This window comes from Stenomitos rutilans, from assembly GCF_059505485.1.
In genome coordinates, this window is sequence record NZ_JCACKR010000065.1 from 56305 (window position 1) to 78581 (window position 22277).

Genomic DNA, 22277 nt, shown 5'->3' on the forward strand with positions numbered 1-22277 from the left:
TCTGTCCTCATCCTGCTCGGTAATTTCCCAAAGTGGCTAGTCTTCTTTAAACCACGCTTAAGGGCTGCTTAAACCTGACAACGTAGTCTGGTCAGCAATAGCACTGATCGAAATAAAGCTCTTGCCCTTGTCGGTTGTCACTGTGTAACGTAATTTTGGCATATCTAGAGGCTGTGCAACAGAGGGCAGGAAGAGAGCACTTGAGGAAAATGGCATGGACAGACGATCGTTTCTGAAATATTCGCTGGCAGCGGGTGTGGTGGTTTGGGCAGGCCGTGAAATTCCAGCATTACTGGGGCTGGATCAATTAGAGATTGACAAGCTGTTTGCTGTCGAGCCTGTCAATGCAGCAACCAATTTATTCCCTCAAAGCGTGGCGTCTGGTGATCCTCGATCGCGTGGGATTACCTTGTGGACTCGGCTTGCAGCGCAGGCATCACGTCAGGTGCGGGTTGCCTTTGAGGTGTCTGAAGATGCTGGCTTTGGCGCGATCGCAACTTTGCGCGGAGTCGCCAAAACCAACAAAGCAAAGGACTATACGGTTAAAATCAGCCTCGATCGCAATGAACTAAAGCCCTCTACCACTTACTACTACCGCTTCCTTTACGACGGGACGGCCAGCCAGACGGGCCGCTTCAAAACCCTACCTGCCCCCAATGCCGACCTAGACAAGGTGCGCTTCGCCTACATCAACTGTCAGGATTACACCAATGGTTACTACAACGCCTATCGGTTCCTGGCAGGAGAAGACCTTGATTTCATCGTTTTTCTGGGTGACTATATCTACGAAACGGTGGGCGATACCAGCTTTCAACGCGGTGTGAGACCGATCGCCCTCCCCAGTGGTCAGCCCTCCGCTTCCACCCTGGCAGACTACCGTTTTCTCTACCAGACGTACAACAGTGACCCAGACCTGCAAAGCATTCGCGAGAAGTTCGCCTTCATCACCATCTGGGATGACCATGAATTTGCCAACGATTGCTTTAAGGTGAATGCCCCCGATCAGGTGCCTTTCCGTAAGCCAGAGTTGCGTCAGACTGCGACTAAAGCCTGGGCAGAATATACCGCCACCAGCGTGCCTTTTGAAGAAACGGAAAAGCCCCTGGAGGCCATTCAAATTTACCGATCGTTCAAAGTGGGTAAACTGCTGGAATTGGTGATGACGGATGAGCGCCTTTATCGCAACGGGCCACCCTGCGACGACCTGACCGCACAGAACCAAACCTATCTTTCTAGCAGGCGCACCATTGTGCCAGATTGTCCAGGACGCAATGCCCCCGATCGCACCATGCTAGGGCTAAAGCAGCGCCAGTGGTTCCTCAAGCAAATCACAACGTCTTCCCGCACCTGGAAGATTTGGGGCAACGAAGTGACCACCATGCAGCTTAAAGTGCTATCAGCGTTTGCCACGCAGCTTTTGGGGTCGCCAACTCCTGATTTATTCATCACGTTGGATCAGTGGGATGGCTACCCTGTCGAGCGATCGCTGCTGTTCAAAACGCTCAGCGAGGCTGGAGTCAAAAACTTTGTCACCATCACGGGCGATTTGCATACGTTCATTGCAGGCTACCAACGAGTGAACTTTGACAGCCCTACCGACCCTCCGATCGGCGTTGAATTTGTTGTTGGCTCCACCACGTCCTCCAACTTTGCCGAACAAAACTCACCGTCAGGCACCCCATCGGTACCGATCGACATTCTGACGCAGGTACTCCGAGGCAGCAATCCACACATTCAGTACTTCAACTCGGCAACGCACGGCTATAACCTGGTTGAAGTGACACCCGAAGCCCTCACCTGCACCTTCAAAGTTGTAAGCGATATCCTCAAACCAGGTGGCACGCTCTCAACCCTCAAGGCATTCCGCGTGCCACGTGATCAGGTGTTGATTCAGGATGTCACGTCGGTGTAGAAAGGAAGAGGGAGCACAGGGGAAGCAGGGGCGGCAAGGGCAGGAGAGGCAGAGGAAGTAAGGGAGGTAAGGGGAAGTTGCAGGGCAGTAGAGGCTGGTTGCTGACTGCCTTCCAACCTGGTTAGGCTGTGTTTTAAAACTCCTAATCGCTTCGTTGCTGAAGCTTCTGCCCCTTTTTCTTGTATGCCCAAAGGGCTTTAAGCCCCCAAGATTGGGGGACTTTGAAGCCTGTTTGGAAGCCCCCAGAATTGGGGGTGGGGGGCTTTCGAGGGTTTTAAACCACGCCCTAGTACAATGATCAAAACTCTACTCACAACCATTCTTCCCTGCTCCCTCTGCTCCCCTGGCTTCCCCCGCTTCCACCGTTCCCCTCACCCTCTCGCAGCGTTAGGATGATGACGCAACATCACGGCTCTGCTTATGGTTCCTTCTCGCCGCGTGTATCAATTACTGTTGCTCGGTAGTGCGATCGGGCTGGGGGCGGCTGCGATCGGGTCTGATGTCATCAACCCACAATTTTTGGGGTTTTCCATCCTGCTGACGTTGGGGTTCGATGCGGTGGTGCTGCTGTTGGCAGTGGTGGATGCGCGACGTGTGAAGTCTCATCGTGCAGTGGTAGAGCGCGATCGCCTAGAGAGGCTGTCGATCGGACGCGACAACCCGGTGCAGCTCACGGTAAAGACGGGTTACCAACCTGCTGTGCTGCAAATTCGGGATTTCTACCCGCAGGCATTCTCGACTACTACAAAGCTTTTAAGCGTCTCGTTGCCTGCCCATAGCCGCGAAGAATTAACGTATCAGGTGTTTCCAGCGAAACGTGGCGAGTATGCCTGGGGTGATATTCAGGTGCGCCAGTTGGGAGCATGGAGGCTAGCATGGCACAACTGGACATTGCCGCAGAGCCAGACTGTCGCGGTGTATCCTGACCTGATTGGGCTGCGATCGCTCTCCATTCGCCTCACGCTGCAAACCAGTGGAAGTATTCGTCGTGCTCGTCGGCAGGGCATTGGTACCGAGTTTTCGGAACTGCGCGAATATGCTATAGGGGACGACCCTCGCTTGATTGACTGGAAAGCAACCGCTCGCCGCAGTCGTGTTTTGGTGCGAGTCTTAGAACCCGAACAAGAGCAAACGCTGCTGATCTTGCTTGATCGCGGACGGTTGATGACCGCTCAAGTAAAAGGACTGGCACGCTTTGATTGGGGCTTGAATGCAGCATTATCACTCGCGCTGACAGGCTTAAATCGGGGCGATCGAGTGGGTATCGGCGTGTTCGATCGTCAAATGCACGCCTGGATACCACCAGAGCGCGGACAAACCCAACTCCCCAAAATCATTGAGCGCTTAACCCCGATCGAGCCAGCCTTGCTAGAACCAGACTATGTAGGAGCCGTCACCACCGTTGCCATACGCCAAACCCGTCGTGCGTTAGTCGTACTGTTGACGGAAGTGATTGACGCCACCGCTTCTACCGAACTGCTGGCAGCAATGGGACGGCTAGCTCCACGCCATCTCCCCTTTTGTGTCACGCTGCGAGATCCTCAAGTGGATGTGCAAGCAAACACCTTTACCGCTGATATTCCCGATACATACGCACGCGCGGTTGCCCTCGATCTGCTCTCACAGCGTCAATTAGCACTGGCAAAACTCAAGCAGAAAGGCGTTCTGGTGTTGGATGCACCTGCCGATCAAATCAGTAACCAGTTGGTCGATCGCTACCTCCAACTCAAAGTCCGCAATCAGCTTTAGTAAAATGCTTGATCCGAATCTGCTCAACTCTCAGCAACTTTCCAGTATTGGTAATATCGTGACCACTGGGTTGCGGCTCTATTTCTTGCGGTTCAAGCCTTATTTACGCATGGCGATAATGGCTCATCTATGGCTACTAATCCCGATCTACGGTTGGGCTAAATTCTGCTCACGCTCAGCGCTTCTGGCACAGTTATCCTTTTATGATTTAGTTCAATCACCAGAACAAACGGCTTCGTTGCAACAGCAAGTTAAAGAACACGGATGGAGTGTATTAATCACCAATCTTCTCATCCTTTTAATGGCTATTGCGGTCGCCTTTATTGCCCTCATACTAATCATTTTTCTCATTGGAGTTATCATTGCACTTGCGCCAATCATTTTTTCTGTTTCACTACCTTCACTGTCAGAACCAGATCCCGCTAATCCTGTTGCAGAACCAATTAGTTTGGCGATCGGGCTGGGCGGAAATCTTCTCTGGATAGTGGCAGCGCTTTCGTTTTACATGCGCTATTTTGTTGTAGAGCTTCCTCTCAGCCTAGAGTGTAATTACAAGCCTACGAGAGCCATTAAGCGCTGCCATAACCTGACTAAAGGATCATCCTTTTTTATCTTTGGCGTTATTGCTATTGTGTTTGCTTTGACTTGCCCACTTTCTTATTTGGTTGCCAACATCTTCGGTTTTCGGCTTTTAAGATTAGTGTTGCAAGCATTGCAGCTAGATTTTTTGGCTCGCCAAATCATCGGTTACACCTTCTTAGTGACGTTCAGCCTGTTTCTCAATGCAATCACAATGCCGTTTTGGCAAGCAACCAAAGCTGTACTTTACTACAGTCTACGTAGCCGTCGAGAAGGCTTTGATCTTCAGTTTCGTCATGTTGATTAGCCCTCATCAACGTTTGAGTTGGAATGAAGCATGGACTCTAGTGTGTAGCGGCAGGGTGCCTAAGCGCCTTCGAGCATTAAAATACCCCCCAATTCGGGTAGAACTGGAGGGGCTTACGTATAGAAGTACTGATAATTTGCCTTGAGACAACTTAAATATACGCTATGCCTTTGGTGCTTAGGCTAATTTTCCATCAAGAAAGAATGAATTATTGATGAAGCTCTACCGTGCACGTGCGTAAAAACCGAGCTTTTTGATGGTCGGGCGAGTTGGGGGGCGCTGAATCATCCAAAGCCCCTCGTATGAGAGGATATAGCGGTATAGGTTATAACCTTATGCAAAATTCGTTTTCTCGCCTGTCTTTACCTCTGACGTGGTGGCGGTATAATTGGCTCGTCCTTTGCAAAAGTTAACCTCAGTTAGGGTTGCTTAGGCTGCTTTTAGCTTTAGGCTGCTTCCAATCAGGGACTTTATATAGAGTGTTCCAAAAGCTTTTACCACAATGCCGCAACGAACGTCGCCTTCTAAAGACACTCCCATTCTCGGTCTGGTACTCTTCTTAGCCCTGCTTACGGCTTCTAGGCCCCTGGCAACGCTACTTGCTATTGATCCAGTGCTAGCGCAATCATCGGCTCCGTCAGTCTCCTCACCCAATGTGATTCCTCAAGGCACAACGGTCAAGATTGATGGCTCAAGCAGCATGGCGACCATCAATCAGGCACTGAAAAAAGTCTATGAGGCGAAGTATGTCGGTACCAGTATCACCCTAGCCGAGGAAGGCAGTGATGCGGCCTTGAAAGCACTCTTAGATGGAACGGTCGATCTAGCGGCGATCGGTCGCCCATTGACAACCCAAGAAAAGCAGCAAGGGCTGGTCGCCAAGCCGATCGCGCGTCACAAGATTGCGATTATCGTAGGGCCGAATAGCCCGTTTACTGGCAACATTACGTTTGAGCAGTTTGCCAGAATTTTTCGAGGCGAAATTAAGAATTGGTCTGAACTGGGTGGTACTCCAGGTTCCATTCGCTTTGTCGATCGCCCTGACTACAGCGATACACGTCAAGCCTTTCGTCCCTATCCTGTCTTCCAAAAAGCTCCCTTTAAGACAGGTGAGACGGCAAAACAAACAACGAAAGACAGCACTGGCGAAGTGATTCAGGCGTTAGGAACAGACGGCATTGGGTATGCGATCGCCGATCAGGTACTCGATCGTCAAGATGTCCGCATCATCTCCATGCACAAAACGCTGCCAGATGACCCGCGCTACCCCTTCTCGCAACCGCTGTCATACGTTTATAAAGGGACTCCTAGCCCTGGGGTGCTTGCGTTCTTGGGCGTGGCAACCGCATCCAGCAGTCAGGCCATGATCGAAGCCGCACGGGAAACAGGCACGCAAGCAGCGGCTGATACCAGCCCAGCACCTGTTAGCCCATCTGCGTCTCCTAGCCCTGTAGCAAGTGCTTCCACTAATCCCGACGCGGCGGCTGTGTCACCCACAGCAAGCACTGAACCCCAAGGCGTATCGCCCTGGTGGTTGTTACTGTTGCCTCTAATCGGCATCCCGCTCTGGCTCTGGTTAAGGGGTCGTGGGGCAGCCCCTGCGTCTGTGACGCCACCTGGTATTGCAACACCGCTCGATCGCCTACCCACTCCACCCGTTGTCCCACCAGCAGAGGTGCCTCCTGTCGCTGGGGCTGTTTCTGCTGGGGATGCTGCGATCGCAGGAGGCACAGTGGCAGCGGGGGCTGGAGCAGCAGGGCTGACTGGGCTAGCGGCTCCTGAAGAAGCAGAGAGTCTGGAGATCGACCCACCACCCGTTATTGAGCCACCCACGGTTGCACCGCCGATAGTTGCACCGCCGGTAGTTGCACCGCCCGCTGTGGCATCACCTACGGATACCGTTCCCCCCGTAGAACCTCCTTTACCTGCTGTCATCCCACCCAAAGAAGGTGTACCAGGAGCCGCGATCGTCGCAGGGGGCATGGCTGCTGCGGCTGGAGCGGCTGCACTGGGAGGTTTAGCAAGCAACGGGGGAGGAAGCGCCCGTAGCCGCATTACCCTGGCTCCGCAAGATAACTACCAGGCGTTTGCAGAATGGGAGGCACCAGATGCTCACAAAGCTGAAGTGCGTCAGCAAGGAGGGCGCATCCTGAAACTACGGCTGTACGATGTCACCGGGCTGAACCTGAATGAGCAGCGCCCTCAAAGCTTTCAGGAGTTTCCGGTTGCAGAAAATAGCACGCAACATACGACCACCGTTCGGCCCGATCGCGACTACCTTGCCGAAGTAGGTTACATCACAGAAGATCGATACTGGCTATCACTGGCGCGGTCGAACTCGATCCGCATCCCAACCATTCAAGCAGGAGACGCGAACGTGGTTGGAGGCGCAACGCTGGCAGCCGGAGCTGGTCTGGCAGCCTTAGCCGCATTATCTAACGACAAGGCCCAGGCTGATGTGGAAGCGGTTAAATATAACGTTGGGCAAACCGACCTCAGCAGCGGGGCCTTGGCATCGGTCGATGAAGGACTGCCCGAACTGCCAGAGGGCTATGGCGAAAGCCGCATCGTCCTCATGCCTCGTGATCCGCAGTGGGGTTACGCTTACTGGGATACCCCCAGCGAACATAAGGAAGAACTACGGCGACAAGGTGGGCAGAAGCTTGCCCTGCGGCTGTATGATGTTACCGCTGTTGACCTGCATCAAACCAGTGCCCACAGCTTGCAGCAGTATGATTGTGATGAGCTAGCCCGTGACTGGTATGTGCCGATTCCGGTAAGCGATCGTGACTACGTAGCCGAAATTGGCTACCTTACCGAGGATGGTCGTTGGTTACTGTTGGCGCGATCAAACCCAGTCCGAATTCCGCCCGTCTATCCCTCCGACTGGTTTGAAGATCACTTCATCTCAGTCGCCTGGGATGAGGACTTGCGCGGTAAGACGCTACTGAAGCTTGAATCGCCTGAGCAGCGCACCGCAGCGTCTGAGAAGAACCCCATCTATGATCAAATCTTTGGCTTAACCCAATCTGCCGAAGCATTGCGCGTCGCAGGGTCTCTATTTGGCTCCATGCAGCAAATGCCACAGCAAGCCATCAGTTCCTACGTGTTTCCGTCAGGTGTAGGGATGGGAGTAGCGCCCGGTGTTCCTACGCTATCGGGCTTAACCATGTCGGGCTTAACCATGTCGGGCATTGGCTTTGGCGCATCCATGCCACCGATTCGATCGCGCAAATTCTGGCTGATCGCCGATGCCGAACTGATTATTTATGGTGCAACAGAGCCTGACGCGATAGTGACGATCGACGGTCGCCCGATCCAACTCAACCCCGATGGTACCTTCCGGTTCCACATGTCATTCCAGGATGGAGTGCTCAACTTCCCCATTATTGCCGTTGCGGCAGATGGCGAGCAAACGCGATCGATCCACATGACCTTCAACCGCGAGACACCTCAACGCAACACAAACACGAAAGATGACGCGATCGACGAATTGTTTTAGAGGCGATCGTTGGGCTTCCACCGCGTGAGGATACACCAGAAGGGGACTCGGTATGTTTTACTTGAACAGTCAGGCAGTGACGTGCGCTGGCGATTTAGTGTGCCCAGGGCAAGCTCGACAAGACAATTTTGGAGAATACAATGGCGAATGCGGTTGGGATGGTTGAAGTGTTGGGTCTTCCTCCTGCATTGGCGGTGGCAGATACGATGTGCAAGGCAGCAAACGTCATACTGGTCGGGATGGAAAAGGTCAGCGGCGCTCGTTATACGGTGATTGTGCGGGGTGATGTCTCTGAGGTCAGCATTGCCGTAGAGACGGGTGTTGAAGCCGCTAAAGGCGTACCGGGAGAGAAGCAACTGTATCTCTCGTCCCATGTCATCGCCCGCCCCAGCGAGAATTTAGAGTATGTGCTGAAGTCGATGCGTCCCAATGCCAAACTGGCGCAATATTTGGCACCCGCACCTAGCGAACAGCCGCCACTGGTTAGCTAAGCGCCATAAAAGTGCAGTGTTTAGGGGATCGGGCGCGTGCTGGCGCTGAGTCGTCATTTTGCGATCGCACCTCTCCATCTACTCCCAGAGTCTGCGTCTGGCTGCGCCGTTCAGCCGCTCGTGGGTATCGCGTAGCAGTGTTGGAATGTCTAGGGCTTCGGGGCAGCGAGGCAGGCAGTCACCGCAGTCTGTGCAACGATTGCCTTTGTTGCCAGGAAACCAGTGCCCTGCAGTCTCAAACATACGATAGCGGTATTGGCCGAACTGAGTCATATCGTAAGCGATCGCCAAATTTCTCAACCGCAGCGCTTCTGGAATGTGAACACCTTCAGGACAGGGCAAACAGGCATAACACTGATGACAGCGATCGCTCCCCAACGCCTGAGCTTGACGATCGTCTAACCGCTGGAAAACGGCGCTTTCTTCTGCCGACAGTGGCTCAACGCGATCGGCAACCGCTAATGGCAACGCCAACTCATTGGCAGTCGCAGCCCCCACACTGAGCGTCGTGATTCTAGAGTCGCTCAGCAGAAAGCGGTAGTTCAACTCTAGTGGCGAAAACGGCTGGCACAATTGCTCCAGCGTTTCGGGTGGCGTGTAGAGCAAGCCACCCTTATCCGCAGGCGAAATGATGAACACGCCTATATCCTGCTGCTGTGCCAGGTCGATCGCAGGGGCATTGCGCTGAAAAAAATAGGTGTAATGCAGATTGACAAACTCAAACAGACCCGTAGCGATCGCCGCCAGAATCACCTCCAGCGGCCCATGCGTCGAGAAGCCGACATGCCGAATGCGCCCCTCTGCAACAGCTTGCTGTACCGCTTGCATACAGCCTTCTGCCTTTACCCAATCCAGATGCTCCCAGGTGTTAATGCCGTGAATCGCCAGTCCGTCGATGTAGTTTAGCTTGAGGCGATCGAGCGACTGATCAATGGCCTGCGCCATCGTCGCTGCATCTACCGTGGGCACCAGCTTTGTCGTAATGAACAACTGCGATCGCGGCACGCCCAAACCTTTCTGCAAAGCAGTTCCTAAATAATCCTCACTTTTGCCATACCCCTGCGCCGTCTCCAGGTGGTTTACACCCAGCCTCACTGCTTCTTGAAGCGTCTGATACGCCACGTCTGCCGAAGCCAAACACCGCATCGTTCCTAACGAGAACACCGAGAGCGATCGATTGGTTTTGCCAAAACGGCGATATTGCATAGAGGCGGAAGGGTTGTTAATTGTTGGTTGTTAGAGAAGTCAGAAGTCAGAAGTTATTCTTCGCCTTTCAACCACCCCTGCTTCCCCTGCTTCCTCTGCTTCCCCTTCACCCCTCACTTCCCCTACTGCGCTTCTTCGCTGCTGAGGTTGCCGCGCTGTAAAAAGTCTTCGGGGCGAAGGTTGGAGAGAAAATCACGGAAGGCTTTGCGTTCGGCTTCGTCAGCATCACGATCGACGGGAATCGAGGCATCGGCAACCACTTCTTCGAGCACCCAGATGGGGCTGTTGGTGCGAAGGGCGATGGCGATCGCGTCACTGGGACGAGCATCAATTTCTTTCTTGGTCTCGCCTTGAGACACGGTAAGCATGGCGTAAAACGTGTTGTCCTGTAGGGAGTGAATTACGATGCGCTCCAAGCTCATATCCCATTCTTCCAGGAGGTTTACGAACAGGTCATGGGTGAGTGGGCGTGGCGGCGTTTGATTCTCTAAAACGCTCATAATCGCTTTTGCTTGATCCTGACCGATGTAGATTGGCAACTGTCGTCGCTCGGTGGAATCTCGCAAGAGCACGATTGGGCTGCGTGTGGCGGCATCCAATGCAATTCCAGCGACTTTCATTTCAATCATCGTCTTAGCCTCTAGAATACCTGAAGAAAACGGGAGTCAGCGTAACGAACCTGAATGGAAGAGAACATAGGCTTAAGCCGATGAATTCTTGGCTCTAGGAGGTTTCGGCGAGGGTGGCTTGGAACATTAGTCATTGTATGAGCCAAAAGGTCATCTAAGTCTAACGGGACAGACCACAAGGGCAACAGAAAACGCTAGAACTAGAAAGGGCAGAGCTGAGATCGAAATAAGCCAGCTATTGTATGATGCAAGGTCTTTGACCTTAAGTATGCCCTGATTTCTGCCCCGATCCTAGTGGATCATTGAGCAAATTTGACAATCCGCAAACGTTTCTCAAGTGTCGAGTGGCAATACCTTTTGGCACAAAGAGAGCAAAATTGGTTGAACCTTAGCAAAGTTTGAGAAACGCCTGTGTTTACTGGTCTGATTCAAGGTTTGGGGACGTTACAGTCTCTTGGGGTTGATAGGTTAAGAATCACGTGCCTGTCTGCTACCTCCGGATTACTCATGCAAGACTTAGCAATTGGCGACAGTGTGGCAGTAGATGGGGTCTGCCTCACCGTTGTGGAGCTTTTGCCACAGGGCTTTATGGCCGATGCCTCGCCCGAAACGCGCGATCGCTCCAGTTTGGGGCAAGAAGACGGCACGCTGGTCAACCTGGAAACGTCCTTGCGATTTGGCAGTAAGCTTGGTGGTCACTTTGTGACTGGACATGTAGACGGTACCGGACAATTGCAAGCCTCTGCTCAAACCGCAACCTCGTGGGAAATGACTTTCACGACGAACCAAGCGCAGATCGCCCGGTATATCATCCCCAAAGGCAGCATCGCGGTGAATGGCATTAGCCTGACGATCGCCGACTGTGATCCTGCGGGCACGTGGTTTATGGTGGCGGTGATTCCCCATACTTACGCCGAAACCAACCTCAACTACCTGCGTCCAGGCAGCATGGTTAATCTGGAAGGCGACATTCTCGGTAAATACGTAGACAAGTTTCTGCATCATGGCGTGGAGGCAGGACGCGAGAGGGCATCGTTTGCGCCCGAAAGCTTAACCCCCGCGTTTCTGGCAGAACACGGCTACTCGTAGTGATTGCCCCCTGTCCACACACTAATCAGGCACACACTGATCAGGCAGGGGGAAAGATTTGCGCAAGCTGAAGCTCCAAACGTGGTCGATCGCCAGGTTCATTAAGCGGCGAGGCTGAAAGATCAGGTAGCGCGATCGTGCCTTTGGGCAAAACAACTCGTCTCACGGCATAGTCGAACAGGTCTCCGTTCTGGTAAGGCTCACTGTACGCCTCCAGGCAATGTTCGATCAAATTGAAAATCCAATAATCAGTAATGTCTGCCTCCGCGTAGAGCGATCGCTTCACCTCGCGATCGTAATCCAGCGAAGAATCCGCAATCTCGATCACTAAAAAAGTATCCTCCGGCGTGGGATGCCCAGCCAGGTAATAATCTGACCGAAAGCGGACAATCGCAAAATCTGGTTCAGGTTCGCTGCTTGACGGTAGAGATATAGGATCTTGACATCGCAAAGTTGCCTGTCCAGCAATCAGTGTAGCTAAAGCAGCTAAAAGATTGCTGCAACAGACCGTATGCGCTGTGCCTTTCGCCGCCATCCTATTAATCTCTCCACGAATCAATTCAACGCGATCGTCCTCACCAAAGAAGCCAATTTCGGTCAGGCGGCGATATTCCGCGATCGTGAAGCGTTTCGGCGTTGCCAGATTCGTCTTCGCTAGATTCATCTCAAACTGTCCTCGCAGCAGGCAGATCTCAATTCTATGCTGCCCTTCATCCTGATATCTTTCAGCGGTCAGCTTTCAGCCATCAGCTTTTAACTCAAAACTTAAATCTCAAAACTTCTCTGCTTCCCCTACTTCCTCCTCTCCCCTCTCTTCCTCTACCGCCTTCTCGCCTTGCTCACCATTTTGCGCGAAAGCCTCAAATGCAAGTTTTCTTCCTCCGCCCAGTCTTGCAGAAGACGATAGAACGTTTGGCGATCGGTCGTTTGAAGCACGGCAGTCTGGTCAGCAGTTTCAATCACGTAGGGATAACCACTACCGATGATGATTTCGCCCCGCACCCAGTCGAGAACGGTTTCTAGCAGCCCTTCGTGATAGATCCAGGTAGGCAGTTCCAGGCGTACAGGGAAGCCATCGTGGGCTTTGAGATAGGTAAAGGCGATGCGGCTAGCAATGGCTCCTGGATAGGCTTTGAGAATCCCTGGGCGGCGGCAGCGGAAGAGCGGTGTGCGATCGCCCCACTCCATTTTTCGCACCAGCGACGCATCGTGAATGGCAGGCGCATCGGGCAACCCTGGTGTAAGCCGTTGCAACATCAACGTTAAATCGCGGGCATAGGAGGTATCCACATAGCCAATTAAGGGCACTCGGCACTTTTCGCTGGCTTGAAGGAGACGCACCACGCAGTCAACATAAAACTGCTGAGTCTTTTCATCAAAGGCTTCGGCAAATGTGACGACCAGCGACCCGTCTAAAAAAGCGAGACAGTTGTTGCAGCCTGCCCGGTCTTCCATGTACTGCACCAGCCGATCGGTTTCCATCTCAAAGCGGCGCATATTCACCCGTCGATCGACCGGATCGCCACTGGTGTTTGCCTTGAGATCCGCTGGAGTCATGATGTCAACATCAATATCCTTCTCATACTGTCCACCGGAGTGGTGCAAGTTTTCAAACCACCCAATTTGCACCAGTGCGACTGGAATCGAGAAATCTTTGCTGGGATAGATTTGGGAGCCATCCACCGCAAAGGTCGCAACATCTGTGAGGCGATCGCGCACCCAGGTATGACTCTCTTCTCGACTTGACCACGTTAGCCCTGATGCCATAAGCCAGTGAGGATAGTCGCCTAGTGGTTCTAGCGGTTCTGCACCACGATCGTTGGCTACAAACTCCGCTAATTGCTCTAGCAGTGCTGTGTCTGTTTCCTGAGACGCGGCTGCAAGTGCCTGACGGTATTTTTCAAGGGCCTGTACCGTTGTTTGGTCAAACGTAGCAAAGTCATTTCGCTTCTCTCGGAGTTGGCTCAAAATTTGAGACGGTTTCAGGGTCATAACCAACAATCAAGCTGCCTTTTGATCAGTACAGACGTTCCAAAAACGTCTCTACTACCCTACACCGAAAACCTATTTTCGCCGCAGCCAAATCCCACGTATGCCTACAGCTTTTGCCGCCTGGTAGTCTTCCTCAAAACTGTCGCCAATATGCCATGCAGCGATCGCTTTACAGCGGTGTTTTTGAAGGGCGATCGCAAAAATTTTGGGATCAGGCTTGGCGGCTCCTGCTTCGGTAGAAATGGTAACGGACGCAAAGAACGGCTCTAAGGCAAGCGCTTTGAGGACTGAGTAGATCCGTGAATCAAAGTTAGACAGGATACCTAATGTGACGCCCATACGCTGCCAGCGCTCTAAGGCGGGTTTGACATCGGGATACATAACCCACGGTGCGGCAGTAGCAAAGTGCGCGTAGAGTGCGGTAAAAAACTCATCGAAGTCGGAGAACTGCTGCCATACGCCTGCTTGCTTGAAGGTGGTGGTGGCGATCGTCAACCACCACTCAAGCTCCTGTGCCCGCAGCGCTGCTGGTTCTGTGACACTAAAGGCTGGCCTACCCGCTGCTTGAAAGCTTTGAAAAAACGATCGATTCAACGCCGCAGCCGAAACCTCTACGCCAAATTGCTGCGCGACATCTGCGTAGACCGCTCCCACACTGCCCTTTACGCCAAACAGAGTACCCACAGCATCTAGAAAAATCACTTGAGGGTATTTTGTCAGTTCATGCACACACTTACACTCATCCGTCATTCACAACTGCCAAGGGTGCCAAGAAGTCACCTGCTAGCAACTCAACCGCTAGTTGTATTATCTGGCATGACTACACCGCGTAAATTTGCACCCAGCAGATTGGTTTCAGTAAGGTTGGTTTCGGTAAGATTGGTGCCGCGCAGATCGGTACCGCTGAGCGTGGCACCGTTGAGGATCGTGCCAGTCAATTTTGCCATTGAGAGGTTGGCCTCATTCAGGTTCACTCCGGTCAGGTCAGCATCACTCAAATCGGCACCGCGCAAGTCGGCACCCCGCAATTTGGCACTCGTTAAATTAGCGCCTGTGAGGTTTGCACTGCTCAACTCAGCTTCACTCAAGATGGCATCTTGCAGGTTTGCTCCGGTCAAGATAGTCCAACTCAAATTGGCACCACTCAAGTTTGCTTCGCGTAAATCACCGCTTAGAATCGCCTGACAGAGATACGCACCTCGCAAGTTGGCACTCCGCAAGTCAATATTGATCAGCTTTGCAGCACAAAGATTTGCGCCCCAGAGGTGGGCACTGTTCAGGTCGGCTTCGCTGAAATTAACCGAGTTTAGATTTGACTTATTCAAAATTGCCTGCACCAAACACGCCTGTCGCAAATCTGCCCCAGTTAAGTTGGCTTCTGTCAAATTTGCACACTGCAAGTCAGCTTCCCGTAAATCGACGCCCCATAGGTTGGCTCCTGTCAAATCGGCTTCAGCCAGCTTTGCGCCATCCATACACGCTTCTCGTAAAACGATACCGCGCAGATTTGCCCCTCTCAGATCGGCTTGCCGTAGGTCAATGCCTCGCAGGCTCGCTTTGCTGAGATTGGCTCCCCACAGGCTGACTTTGCTGAAGTCTCTTTCTCCTGCGGCATAGCGCTTCAGGAGTTCACTCGCACGCATCTCACTACCCTCAATACTCTGGTACTTGCCCCTGACTCCATGAAATGAAGACGTATGCCATCTAAAATTTGCCCAATTTTCACCTCACCCCACCACTGAGTTACCTACTGTTTTGAGGGGAGCGATCGCTACGAAGCAAGCGCGATCGCCTCAATCGATCGGGGCATTGGATCAACCGTTTCAAGGCGTTGATGAAACACCCATTGAGCGACCATACGACACTAAGAAGAGACACGTATTACATCCGGTAGCAATGTGAAGGACTGAGAGCAGAGATCTGTTCGCTTCACGAATTGCTTAGGGAGCGATTGTCTCTTTAAGTTAGTATTCCCGAAGTCGTGATGAACTTCTCAAGCTCAGGCTCATTCCTAAATCAAACCGTTTGCTACGGCTCGATCGCACCAATCACATCACGCAACGGTTGAGCCATCCAGTTCAGACCAACACGCACTTGGTGCTCTAACGTCGGCATCCGGTAGAGATACGCCAAGCGCCTTGCCACATAAGCAACCGGGCCATCCAGCTTTAGCCCAAAGCCAGTCAACGTGGCATTATCAGCACCCAGAGCCATCATTTCGCCGAGATGTTGGTAGCGGAATGGTAATAGTGGTCGATCGGTGAGCGAAGCCCAAAGATTCCAACCCACGTATTCTGATTGCTGGAAGGCGGCCTGAGCCGTTGCAGGGACTTGTTGCCCCTCGGCATCTTGACAATCAACCAGATCGCCCAGCGAGTAGACATCTGGGTAATCAACGGACTGTAACGTGGGAGTTACGACAATCTGCCCTCGCGCATTCTTCTTTAGCGGCAACGCGTTAATCACTTCAGTGACGCGGGTTCCAACCGTCCACAGCACGAGATCAACGGGAATAGTGTCCACATTGCCTTTGTAGGAAAGGGCGATCGTATCAGCAGCGATCGCCTCAACTCCCGTTTCTAAATCAATCCAGATACCGCGTGCCTCCAGGGCTTTAGTTGCTGCTGCACGATTGAAATCAGGCGATGTTCTCAAAATTTGGTCGGCTTGCTCAATCAGGCGAATGCGACCCCGCTTACCCAATCGATCAGCCAATTTGCATGCTAGCTCCACACCAGAGTAGCCAGCGCCCACGATCGCCACTCGAATCTTGTCCATATCTGCCTCTTCCAGCACCCGCAACCGTTCTTCCAATCGATAAGCATCAGTAATCGAACGAAACGGCAGCGCATGTTCTGCCGCTCCTGGTACCAGATCAAGCGGCGTTTCACCCCCTAGACTCAGCACCAGTTGATCGAACGAGAGCGCATGACCATCCTGGAGGTGTACTTGCTTTGCTGCCAGATCAACACTGGTCACAGTCCCTTGATGAAAGCGCACCCCCGTACCAGCCAATAATTCTTCAAACGGTGGGGCAATTTCCCAGGTTTGCAGTTCACCCGTCATCAGTTCATACAGCAACGGGGCAAACAGGAAGCGATCGCGGCGATCGATCAAAATAATTTCTGGTTTCTCTTGCTTCACCCAGGGCAACTGACCGAGACGTAGAGCTGTGTAGAGACCCCCAAAGCCTCCACCAAGAATACAAATACGAGCAGGTTGTTGAGTCATGGCTTCTGATGGCACAGCGGTTGCGATTGGCGTTGCCCTTTCAGGATAACAATTGCATTCTCTTAAAGAACCCTTTGGGCACAGAATTGTGAAAGCGCCCCAGTCAGCGAGTCGCAGCTATTTACAGCAAGCGTAGCCTGTGCGATCATGCCTTTCTAGTACATACCTATTGAACTTCAGCAGAAAGCCAATTTGGTAAGATGACGATGTATATCAGCAACCCCGTAAATTTACGTGATGGCATGCAATTGTAAAGCGTATTGATTGATTTAAACAAAAATGACTTCAGTGGTTCAACGCTGGTGAGATGGCGCTGGCTTTGCGATTGTGGACATATTGGGCGTCTATCATTTCAATACCTATGCGTCAACTCATGATCGGGGTTTCTTTATTAGCTCTGATGCTATCACTCGCCAGCCCTGCAAAAGCCGAAAGAGAAGGTGTTCCAGGCCGTCGAGTTGGTGGTGGCACCCGTTGGACAGCACCCTGGCCCAAGCAACCGCCTTCCCTCCACACCAAACTGAGTGCAATGGCATTCGCATCGAGAGCAGGGTTACCGCTGTCTTTAAAACTCAAAGCGATCTACGGCTAAATTGTGGATTGTGGGTTAAACCATTGCTTCACCGATTCGACAGGCGATCAGTGTAAACATGACAATCAATTCAAATACGGTCGTGTTCGGGCGACCCAACCCTTTTTTTAGGGTACTTGTTTAGGGCCAGCAACCGGACGCAATGAATAACCGGACGCAATGAAACTGAACTGGCTAGATGGGCTGACCGCTGATGGCTGACCACTGACCGCTTTAAGAACGCGTCAGTTTCATTGAGAGCTTTTACTTCATCGCTAATGGTTTAGATCGATCACTGGCAAGGGCAACTTCATCCCGCCGTGATGCAGCTGAACATCGTTTGTCAGCATGCAACTGTAATCATCTTTATTGCCTACGGGTTACCAGGTTACCTGTGTCTCTAACCGCTTCAACCGCTTAGCACTCATACCAGGAATTTGTGCTAAATCGTTCAGAGATGTAAAGGGGTGTTCTTGGCGAGCGGCCATAATGCGTTTTGCGAGTTTAGTACTCACCCCAGGTAGCGCGTCTAGTTCTGCTTGCGTGGCTGTATTCAGATTTACTCGTTGGTTTGGTGGTACTGCAACTGCGTTTTTCGAAGCGGAAGCGGACGCTGTTGACGTTGAGTGGGGCTTTTCACGCGTTTTGCCATAACGACTCTTTGTCACGATCGCATGCGGTTCGCCTGAAGCCGATGGCCGCGATTGGCACTGTTGCCGCTGAGCATTGGCTTTCTTTTGAACCGCTGGAGGAACACCTAAAATCGCATTGGTGTAGAGGCGTTCAAACTCCCGCTGATAGTGGGCGGCGACGATCGCGCTATGCACAACCAGCACCGTCTCGTCATTGCCTGTATTGGCGGCATCTGTCCAGTTATGAGAGCCTGTGATGACGATTTCTTGATCCACGATGCCGAATTTGTTGTGCAACAGGTCTCCGGGCGGAAGGCGAGGCACCCCGACCGTTGCCATCGGGTTTTGCCAGGGGCGATTTGCGGCTTCTTGCTTACAGTCCTCAGCGAGGGCAATCCCCAACATGTCGAGTGCTTCGCTATAGGAGCGATACGCAAAACCGGGCTCAATTAAGGCTCGCACGTCTGCCCCATGTTGATGCACGGTCTCCAGCAGGTTCACTAATTTCTGTTCGGAGAAAACAAACAAGGCCATGGCAACCGATTTCTTTGCTGTACTTAGCGTTTTGCCAATCAAGCCGTTGCTGCTCTGCTCCCAGGGAATCGACGGGCGAGTGGGTGAGAATTGCACTTCTACCGTAGTGGCACCGATCGCGACCGCTTGGGCTGGATGAAACGGCTTTTTCACCCCGAACTTGCTGTCTCGTTTACCACCCGGCCCATCGCCCCACATCACGTTGAATTGTTGCGTAAAGAGGGCTGCCAGTTCGGCACTGCTGATTTTTAGCATGTTGTTGGCATTGCCCCGGCTGGTAGGCGCTTTGAAGTCTCCATGCACATCGCTAGTCGTGAAATTGGCTGACGTGACGATGACCATACGCTCATCGACGATCACAAACTTGTCATGCATGAGGGCGCTACCAGCAGAGCCATCGGCTGTATCGTCGATGCGGGGGATTTTCGCACGATCGAGCATCACTAACGCATCCCCTTGACTGATTTCGTCCTGGCTCAGTTGACCATCGCCGTTGCGATCGACTAATTGACGAAACTCCTCGTAGCGTCCGCGATCGCGCTCTGGCTGTTTGGCAATCTCGTCAGCGGTAAAAGTGCTGAGTGGGCGGGAGTACGTATTTTCTAGAATGACTCGGACTTTAACCCCTGCTGCCCGTCGTTCTGCCAGTGCCGCCGCAATTTTGGGTAGCCGCAGTTCTTGTACAGCGACATCGACTGTTGAGTGGGCAGCGGCGATCGTATCCACAATGATTTGCTCTAAATCATCTCCATCGCGCGTCTGTTTGCGGTACGGCTCGGTATAGCGTGAGGCCGGTTCATGATTGGTGTAGACCTGAATCAAGTCATCTTGCCGTAGCGGCGCAGGACGAAGCGGTTGAGAGTATCCTCGTTGACAGGCAGATAAGCCTAGAGCCATTAGAATAACCAGCGAGGAGTAGAGACGGCGAGAATGCACGGTTGAACTCATGAGACAGCGATGAATCGAGCTTGATGACTAAGGAAACGAATGAACTGGATGAGGACGATTTTCCTTGATAGAAGAGTGCCCATTCCTCACTCCGAAGCCACACTGTTTTAGGCTCGCGGCCTTAACGTGGCTGCCCTGTAGCCTTTTAGGACAAGTGAAGATATAGCTGCTTGCAGTCAGGCTATTGGGTGTGGGGTATCGGGTGTACTCCGTTGAAGCGAAAATCGGTATATCTTTACCACTAGCTTCGATCAGTGTCAGTGAAGGTTCTACTGTGCTCTCAGCTATAGTTTGACCCAATCTGGCCTGATCGGCTGGTTGTCGTCCAGGCATCGATCGAACTCCCACCAACAGTGTGGTCTCAGTTCGCACGGTTCCATCTCTTTGCAGGTCTCTAACCGGAGATTGATTTGATTCAAGCCTAAACGCTTTAAATTTGCCTTATCATCACTTTCGCCTCACACTTCTAGCAACCAATATTACGTATGCCATTAAGACGATCGGAGCTTATTAAGACGCTTGAGGCTGGCGCTTTCGCGCTGACGTTAATTTTGCTGGCACTGGCTCAATCTCCAGCCGCGCCAACTAATTTGGGTTTCTTACTCGATACCGTGTCGCTTTCTAGCAGCCGCTAGAGGCGCTTTTGCTAGTTGCGATCGAGCCACTTGATTGCGCGATCGCAGCGGTTCAATCGGCAATTTGCAGTTGCTTTTGAGGTTTTCGTAGAGGCGTGCCCATCTGGTAGAATTGCTAAGGTTTATATAAGTTTGACCAATGGGATCGACGCAGGCACGGATTGCGATTGATGCAATGGGTGGAGACCATGCTCCGGCTGAGATTGTTGCTGGAGCACTCCGAGCACAAGAAGAATTGGGTGTTAAGGTTTTGCTGGTCGGTGATCCGGAGGAGGTGAGTGCCGCTGTAAAGCAGCATTCAAGCGCCTCGCCGCTGGAAATTATTCCGGCTGAAGGCACGATCGAAATGTGCGAAGAGCCGTTGAGTGCCCTGAGGCGCAAGCCTAAAGCTTCGATTAATGTGGCGATGGACTTAGTGAAGCGCAAGCAGGCAGATGCGGTGGTTTCCGCAGGCCACTCTGGCGCGGCTATGGCATCGGCGCTATTGCGTTTAGGTCGCCTGCCAGGGATCGATCGTCCTGCGATCGGGGCCGTTTTGCCGACCATGATTGCTGGCAAGCCTGTGATCATTTTGGATGTGGGCGCAAACGTTGACTGTCGCCCCAAATATTTAGAGCAATTTGCCTTTATGGGCACGGTCTACTCTCAATACGTGCTTGGCAATGCCGACCCCAAAGTAGGGTTGCTCAACATTGGAGAGGAGCCGAGTAAAGGTAACGAATTAGCGCTCCGTACCCATCAATTGCTGCAAGACAACCCCCAGATTCCCTTTGTGGGCAATGCCGAAGGGCGTGACGTGCTTTCGGGCAATTTTGATGTGATTGTATGCGATGGGTTTGTGGGTAACGTGTTGCTTAAGTTTGCGGAAGCTGTAGGGGAAGTAGCGCTACAGATTTTACGCGAGGAGTTGCCTCAAGGAATTCGCGGCAAACTAGGTACCTCAGTGCTAAAGCCAAATTTAAGACGCATTAAGCAACGGATGGATCATGCTGAGCATGGCGGCGGGTTACTACTGGGCGTAGACGGTGTATGCATCATTAGCCACGGAAGTTCTCAGGCACCTACAATCTTTAATGCCGTGCGGCTTGCACGGGAAGCGATCGACAACCGGGTGCTAGACCGGATTCAGTCGCGCTATCAAGAGGACAACCAGACATCAGCAGTCAGTAGTCAGCAAGACGGTTAGCCCAGCCAGCGCACTAGGCAATTGCCAGACTGATCAATCCTGCAAGTGATGGATAACAATGAACGTAAAGCAACCAGGTTTAGGCATTGCGCTTACAGGGAGCGGCTCAGCAGCCCCGTTAGCAGCCCTTGACAACGAGACGCTCAGTCAGCTTGTGGAAACCTCTGATGAGTGGATTGCCTCTCGCACAGGCATTCGTCAACGCCGACTTGCCACACCGACCGAGACGGTAACGACGATCGCCACTCAGGCTGCTCGGGGCGCGATCGCGATGGCAGATCTTTCGCCGATGGATTTAGACCTCATCATTCTGGCAACGTCAACGGCTGATGACCTCTTTGGTAGCGCCAATCAGATTCAGCGCGAGTTAGGCGCACAAAAAGCCGTTGCTTTCGACCTGACGGCGGCTTGCTCTGGCTTTGTGTTTGGGTTGGTGACAGCCGCTCAGTTCATTCGCACAGGGGTTTATCAAAACATTTTGCTCATTGGGGCTGATGTGCTGTCGCGGTGGGTGGACTGGACTGATCGCCGGACGTGTATTTTATTTGGGGATGGGGCTGGAGCAGTTGTCCTGCAGGCAAACGAACACGATCGCCTCCTCGGCTTTGAACTTCGCAGCGATGGCACGCAAAATCAATGCCTGAACCTGGCGTACCAGCCACAGCCAAAGGAACTCCTGGATGGCGTGACGATCGGACAGGGGGGCTTCCACCCTATCACAATGAATGGGCAGGAGGTGTACCGCTTTGCCGTCCGTCGCGTTCCCGAAGTCATTGAAAAGGCTCTCTTTCGCGCGAACCTGAACGTTGAAGATATAGACTGGCTGCTGCTACACCAGGCGAATCAACGGATTTTAAATGCTGTGGGCGATCGCCTTAACATTCCCCACGACAAGATCATCAGCAACCTCGCCCAGTACGGCAATACGTCTGCTGCCTCAATCCCCTTAGCGCTAGATGAAGAAATCCGCCAGGGCAAAATCAAGGCTGGAGACACGATCATCACGTCAGGCTTTGGTGCTGGACTCACTTGGGGCGCAGCCATTTTTCAATGGGGACGGTAATTAAGTTTTGAGTTTTGAGTT

At 52.5% G+C, this 22277-nt stretch carries 17 protein-coding genes; 9 read left to right on the forward strand and 8 right to left on the reverse strand.

Going from position 1 to position 22277, the window contains the following annotated elements; genetic code table 11:
• Positions 1 to 214 precede the first annotated feature (214 nt).
• From AC5JLP_RS12415 to AC5JLP_RS12435, 5 genes are all read left to right on the forward strand, one after another.
• A complete protein-coding gene (locus AC5JLP_RS12415; RefSeq protein WP_496068224.1) occupies positions 215 to 1912 on the forward strand; it encodes an alkaline phosphatase D family protein in 1698 nt (565 codons plus the stop codon).
• 420 nt (positions 1913 to 2332) lie between these two features.
• A complete protein-coding gene (locus tag AC5JLP_RS12420; protein ID WP_496068225.1) occupies positions 2333 to 3661 on the forward strand; it encodes a DUF58 domain-containing protein in 1329 nt (442 codons plus the stop codon).
• 4 nt (positions 3662 to 3665) lie between these two features.
• Entirely contained in the window at positions 3666 to 4547 is an 882-nt protein-coding gene (locus AC5JLP_RS12425) for a hypothetical protein (RefSeq protein ID WP_496068226.1), read from the forward strand.
• 502 nt (positions 4548 to 5049) lie between these two features.
• Positions 5050 to 8049, forward strand: coding sequence for a DUF4912 domain-containing protein (locus tag AC5JLP_RS12430; protein ID WP_496068227.1), 3000 nt, complete (start codon positions 5050 to 5052; stop codon positions 8047 to 8049).
• A 140-nt stretch (positions 8050 to 8189) separates the two neighbouring features.
• The gene (locus AC5JLP_RS12435; protein ID WP_496068228.1) at positions 8190 to 8540 is read left to right on the forward strand and encodes a carbon dioxide-concentrating mechanism protein CcmK; all 351 of its coding nucleotides are present in this window, start codon (positions 8190 to 8192) and stop codon (positions 8538 to 8540) included.
• A gap of 78 nt (positions 8541 to 8618) precedes the next feature.
• Here AC5JLP_RS12435 and AC5JLP_RS12440 read toward each other — a convergent pair whose 3' ends face one another.
• Both AC5JLP_RS12440 and AC5JLP_RS12445 read right to left on the reverse strand, forming a co-directional pair.
• Positions 8619 to 9746, reverse strand: coding sequence for an aldo/keto reductase (locus AC5JLP_RS12440; RefSeq protein WP_496068229.1), 1128 nt, complete (start codon positions 9744 to 9746; stop codon positions 8619 to 8621).
• A gap of 122 nt (positions 9747 to 9868) precedes the next feature.
• Positions 9869 to 10375, reverse strand: a complete 507-nt coding sequence (locus tag AC5JLP_RS12445) for a bifunctional nuclease family protein (protein WP_496068230.1) — start codon at positions 10373 to 10375, stop codon at positions 9869 to 9871.
• A gap of 411 nt (positions 10376 to 10786) precedes the next feature.
• Between AC5JLP_RS12445 and ribE the strand changes: the two genes are divergently transcribed.
• Positions 10787 to 11464 (forward strand): riboflavin synthase, encoded by a 678-nt coding sequence (gene ribE, locus AC5JLP_RS12450; RefSeq protein WP_496068231.1) that lies wholly within the window; start codon positions 10787 to 10789, stop codon positions 11462 to 11464.
• A 40-nt stretch (positions 11465 to 11504) separates the two neighbouring features.
• Here the strand turns inward: ribE and AC5JLP_RS12455 are convergent, their stop codons facing one another.
• The 5 genes from AC5JLP_RS12455 to AC5JLP_RS12475 all read right to left on the reverse strand — a co-directional run bounded on the left by AC5JLP_RS12455 (position 11505) and on the right by AC5JLP_RS12475 (position 16687).
• Positions 11505 to 12128: a Uma2 family endonuclease gene (locus AC5JLP_RS12455; protein WP_496068232.1), complete on the reverse strand. Its 624-nt coding sequence runs from the start codon at positions 12126 to 12128 to the stop codon at positions 11505 to 11507.
• Positions 12129 to 12283: 155 nt separating this feature from the next.
• Complete coding sequence (locus AC5JLP_RS12460; RefSeq protein WP_496068233.1) at positions 12284 to 13456, reverse strand: DNA double-strand break repair nuclease NurA; 1173 nt, start codon at positions 13454 to 13456, stop codon at positions 12284 to 12286.
• 72 nt (positions 13457 to 13528) lie between these two features.
• Complete coding sequence (locus AC5JLP_RS12465) at positions 13529 to 14185, reverse strand: HAD-IA family hydrolase (RefSeq protein ID WP_496068234.1); 657 nt, start codon at positions 14183 to 14185, stop codon at positions 13529 to 13531.
• Between the two features lie 62 nt (positions 14186 to 14247).
• Complete coding sequence (locus tag AC5JLP_RS12470) at positions 14248 to 15099, reverse strand: pentapeptide repeat-containing protein (protein ID WP_496068235.1); 852 nt, start codon at positions 15097 to 15099, stop codon at positions 14248 to 14250.
• Between the two features lie 385 nt (positions 15100 to 15484).
• A complete protein-coding gene (locus AC5JLP_RS12475) occupies positions 15485 to 16687 on the reverse strand; it encodes an NAD(P)/FAD-dependent oxidoreductase (RefSeq protein ID WP_496068236.1) in 1203 nt (400 codons plus the stop codon).
• A gap of 361 nt (positions 16688 to 17048) precedes the next feature.
• Here AC5JLP_RS12475 and AC5JLP_RS12480 point away from each other — a divergent pair, with 361 nt between their 5' ends.
• On the forward strand, positions 17049 to 17279 hold the full coding sequence (locus tag AC5JLP_RS12480; RefSeq protein ID WP_496068237.1) for a hypothetical protein: 231 nt from the start codon (positions 17049 to 17051) through the stop codon (positions 17277 to 17279).
• Positions 17280 to 17638: 359 nt separating this feature from the next.
• Here the strand turns inward: AC5JLP_RS12480 and AC5JLP_RS12485 are convergent, their stop codons facing one another.
• A complete protein-coding gene (locus AC5JLP_RS12485) occupies positions 17639 to 19321 on the reverse strand; it encodes a phospholipase D-like domain-containing protein (protein WP_496068238.1) in 1683 nt (560 codons plus the stop codon).
• 825 nt (positions 19322 to 20146) lie between these two features.
• On the opposite strand from AC5JLP_RS12485, the gene plsX reads away from it, so the two are divergent.
• The gene (gene plsX / locus AC5JLP_RS12490) at positions 20147 to 21193 is read left to right on the forward strand and encodes a phosphate acyltransferase PlsX (protein WP_496068239.1); all 1047 of its coding nucleotides are present in this window, start codon (positions 20147 to 20149) and stop codon (positions 21191 to 21193) included.
• A 58-nt stretch (positions 21194 to 21251) separates the two neighbouring features.
• Complete coding sequence (locus tag AC5JLP_RS12495) at positions 21252 to 22256, forward strand: beta-ketoacyl-ACP synthase III (RefSeq protein WP_496068240.1); 1005 nt, start codon at positions 21252 to 21254, stop codon at positions 22254 to 22256.
• Positions 22257 to 22277 lie beyond the last annotated feature (21 nt).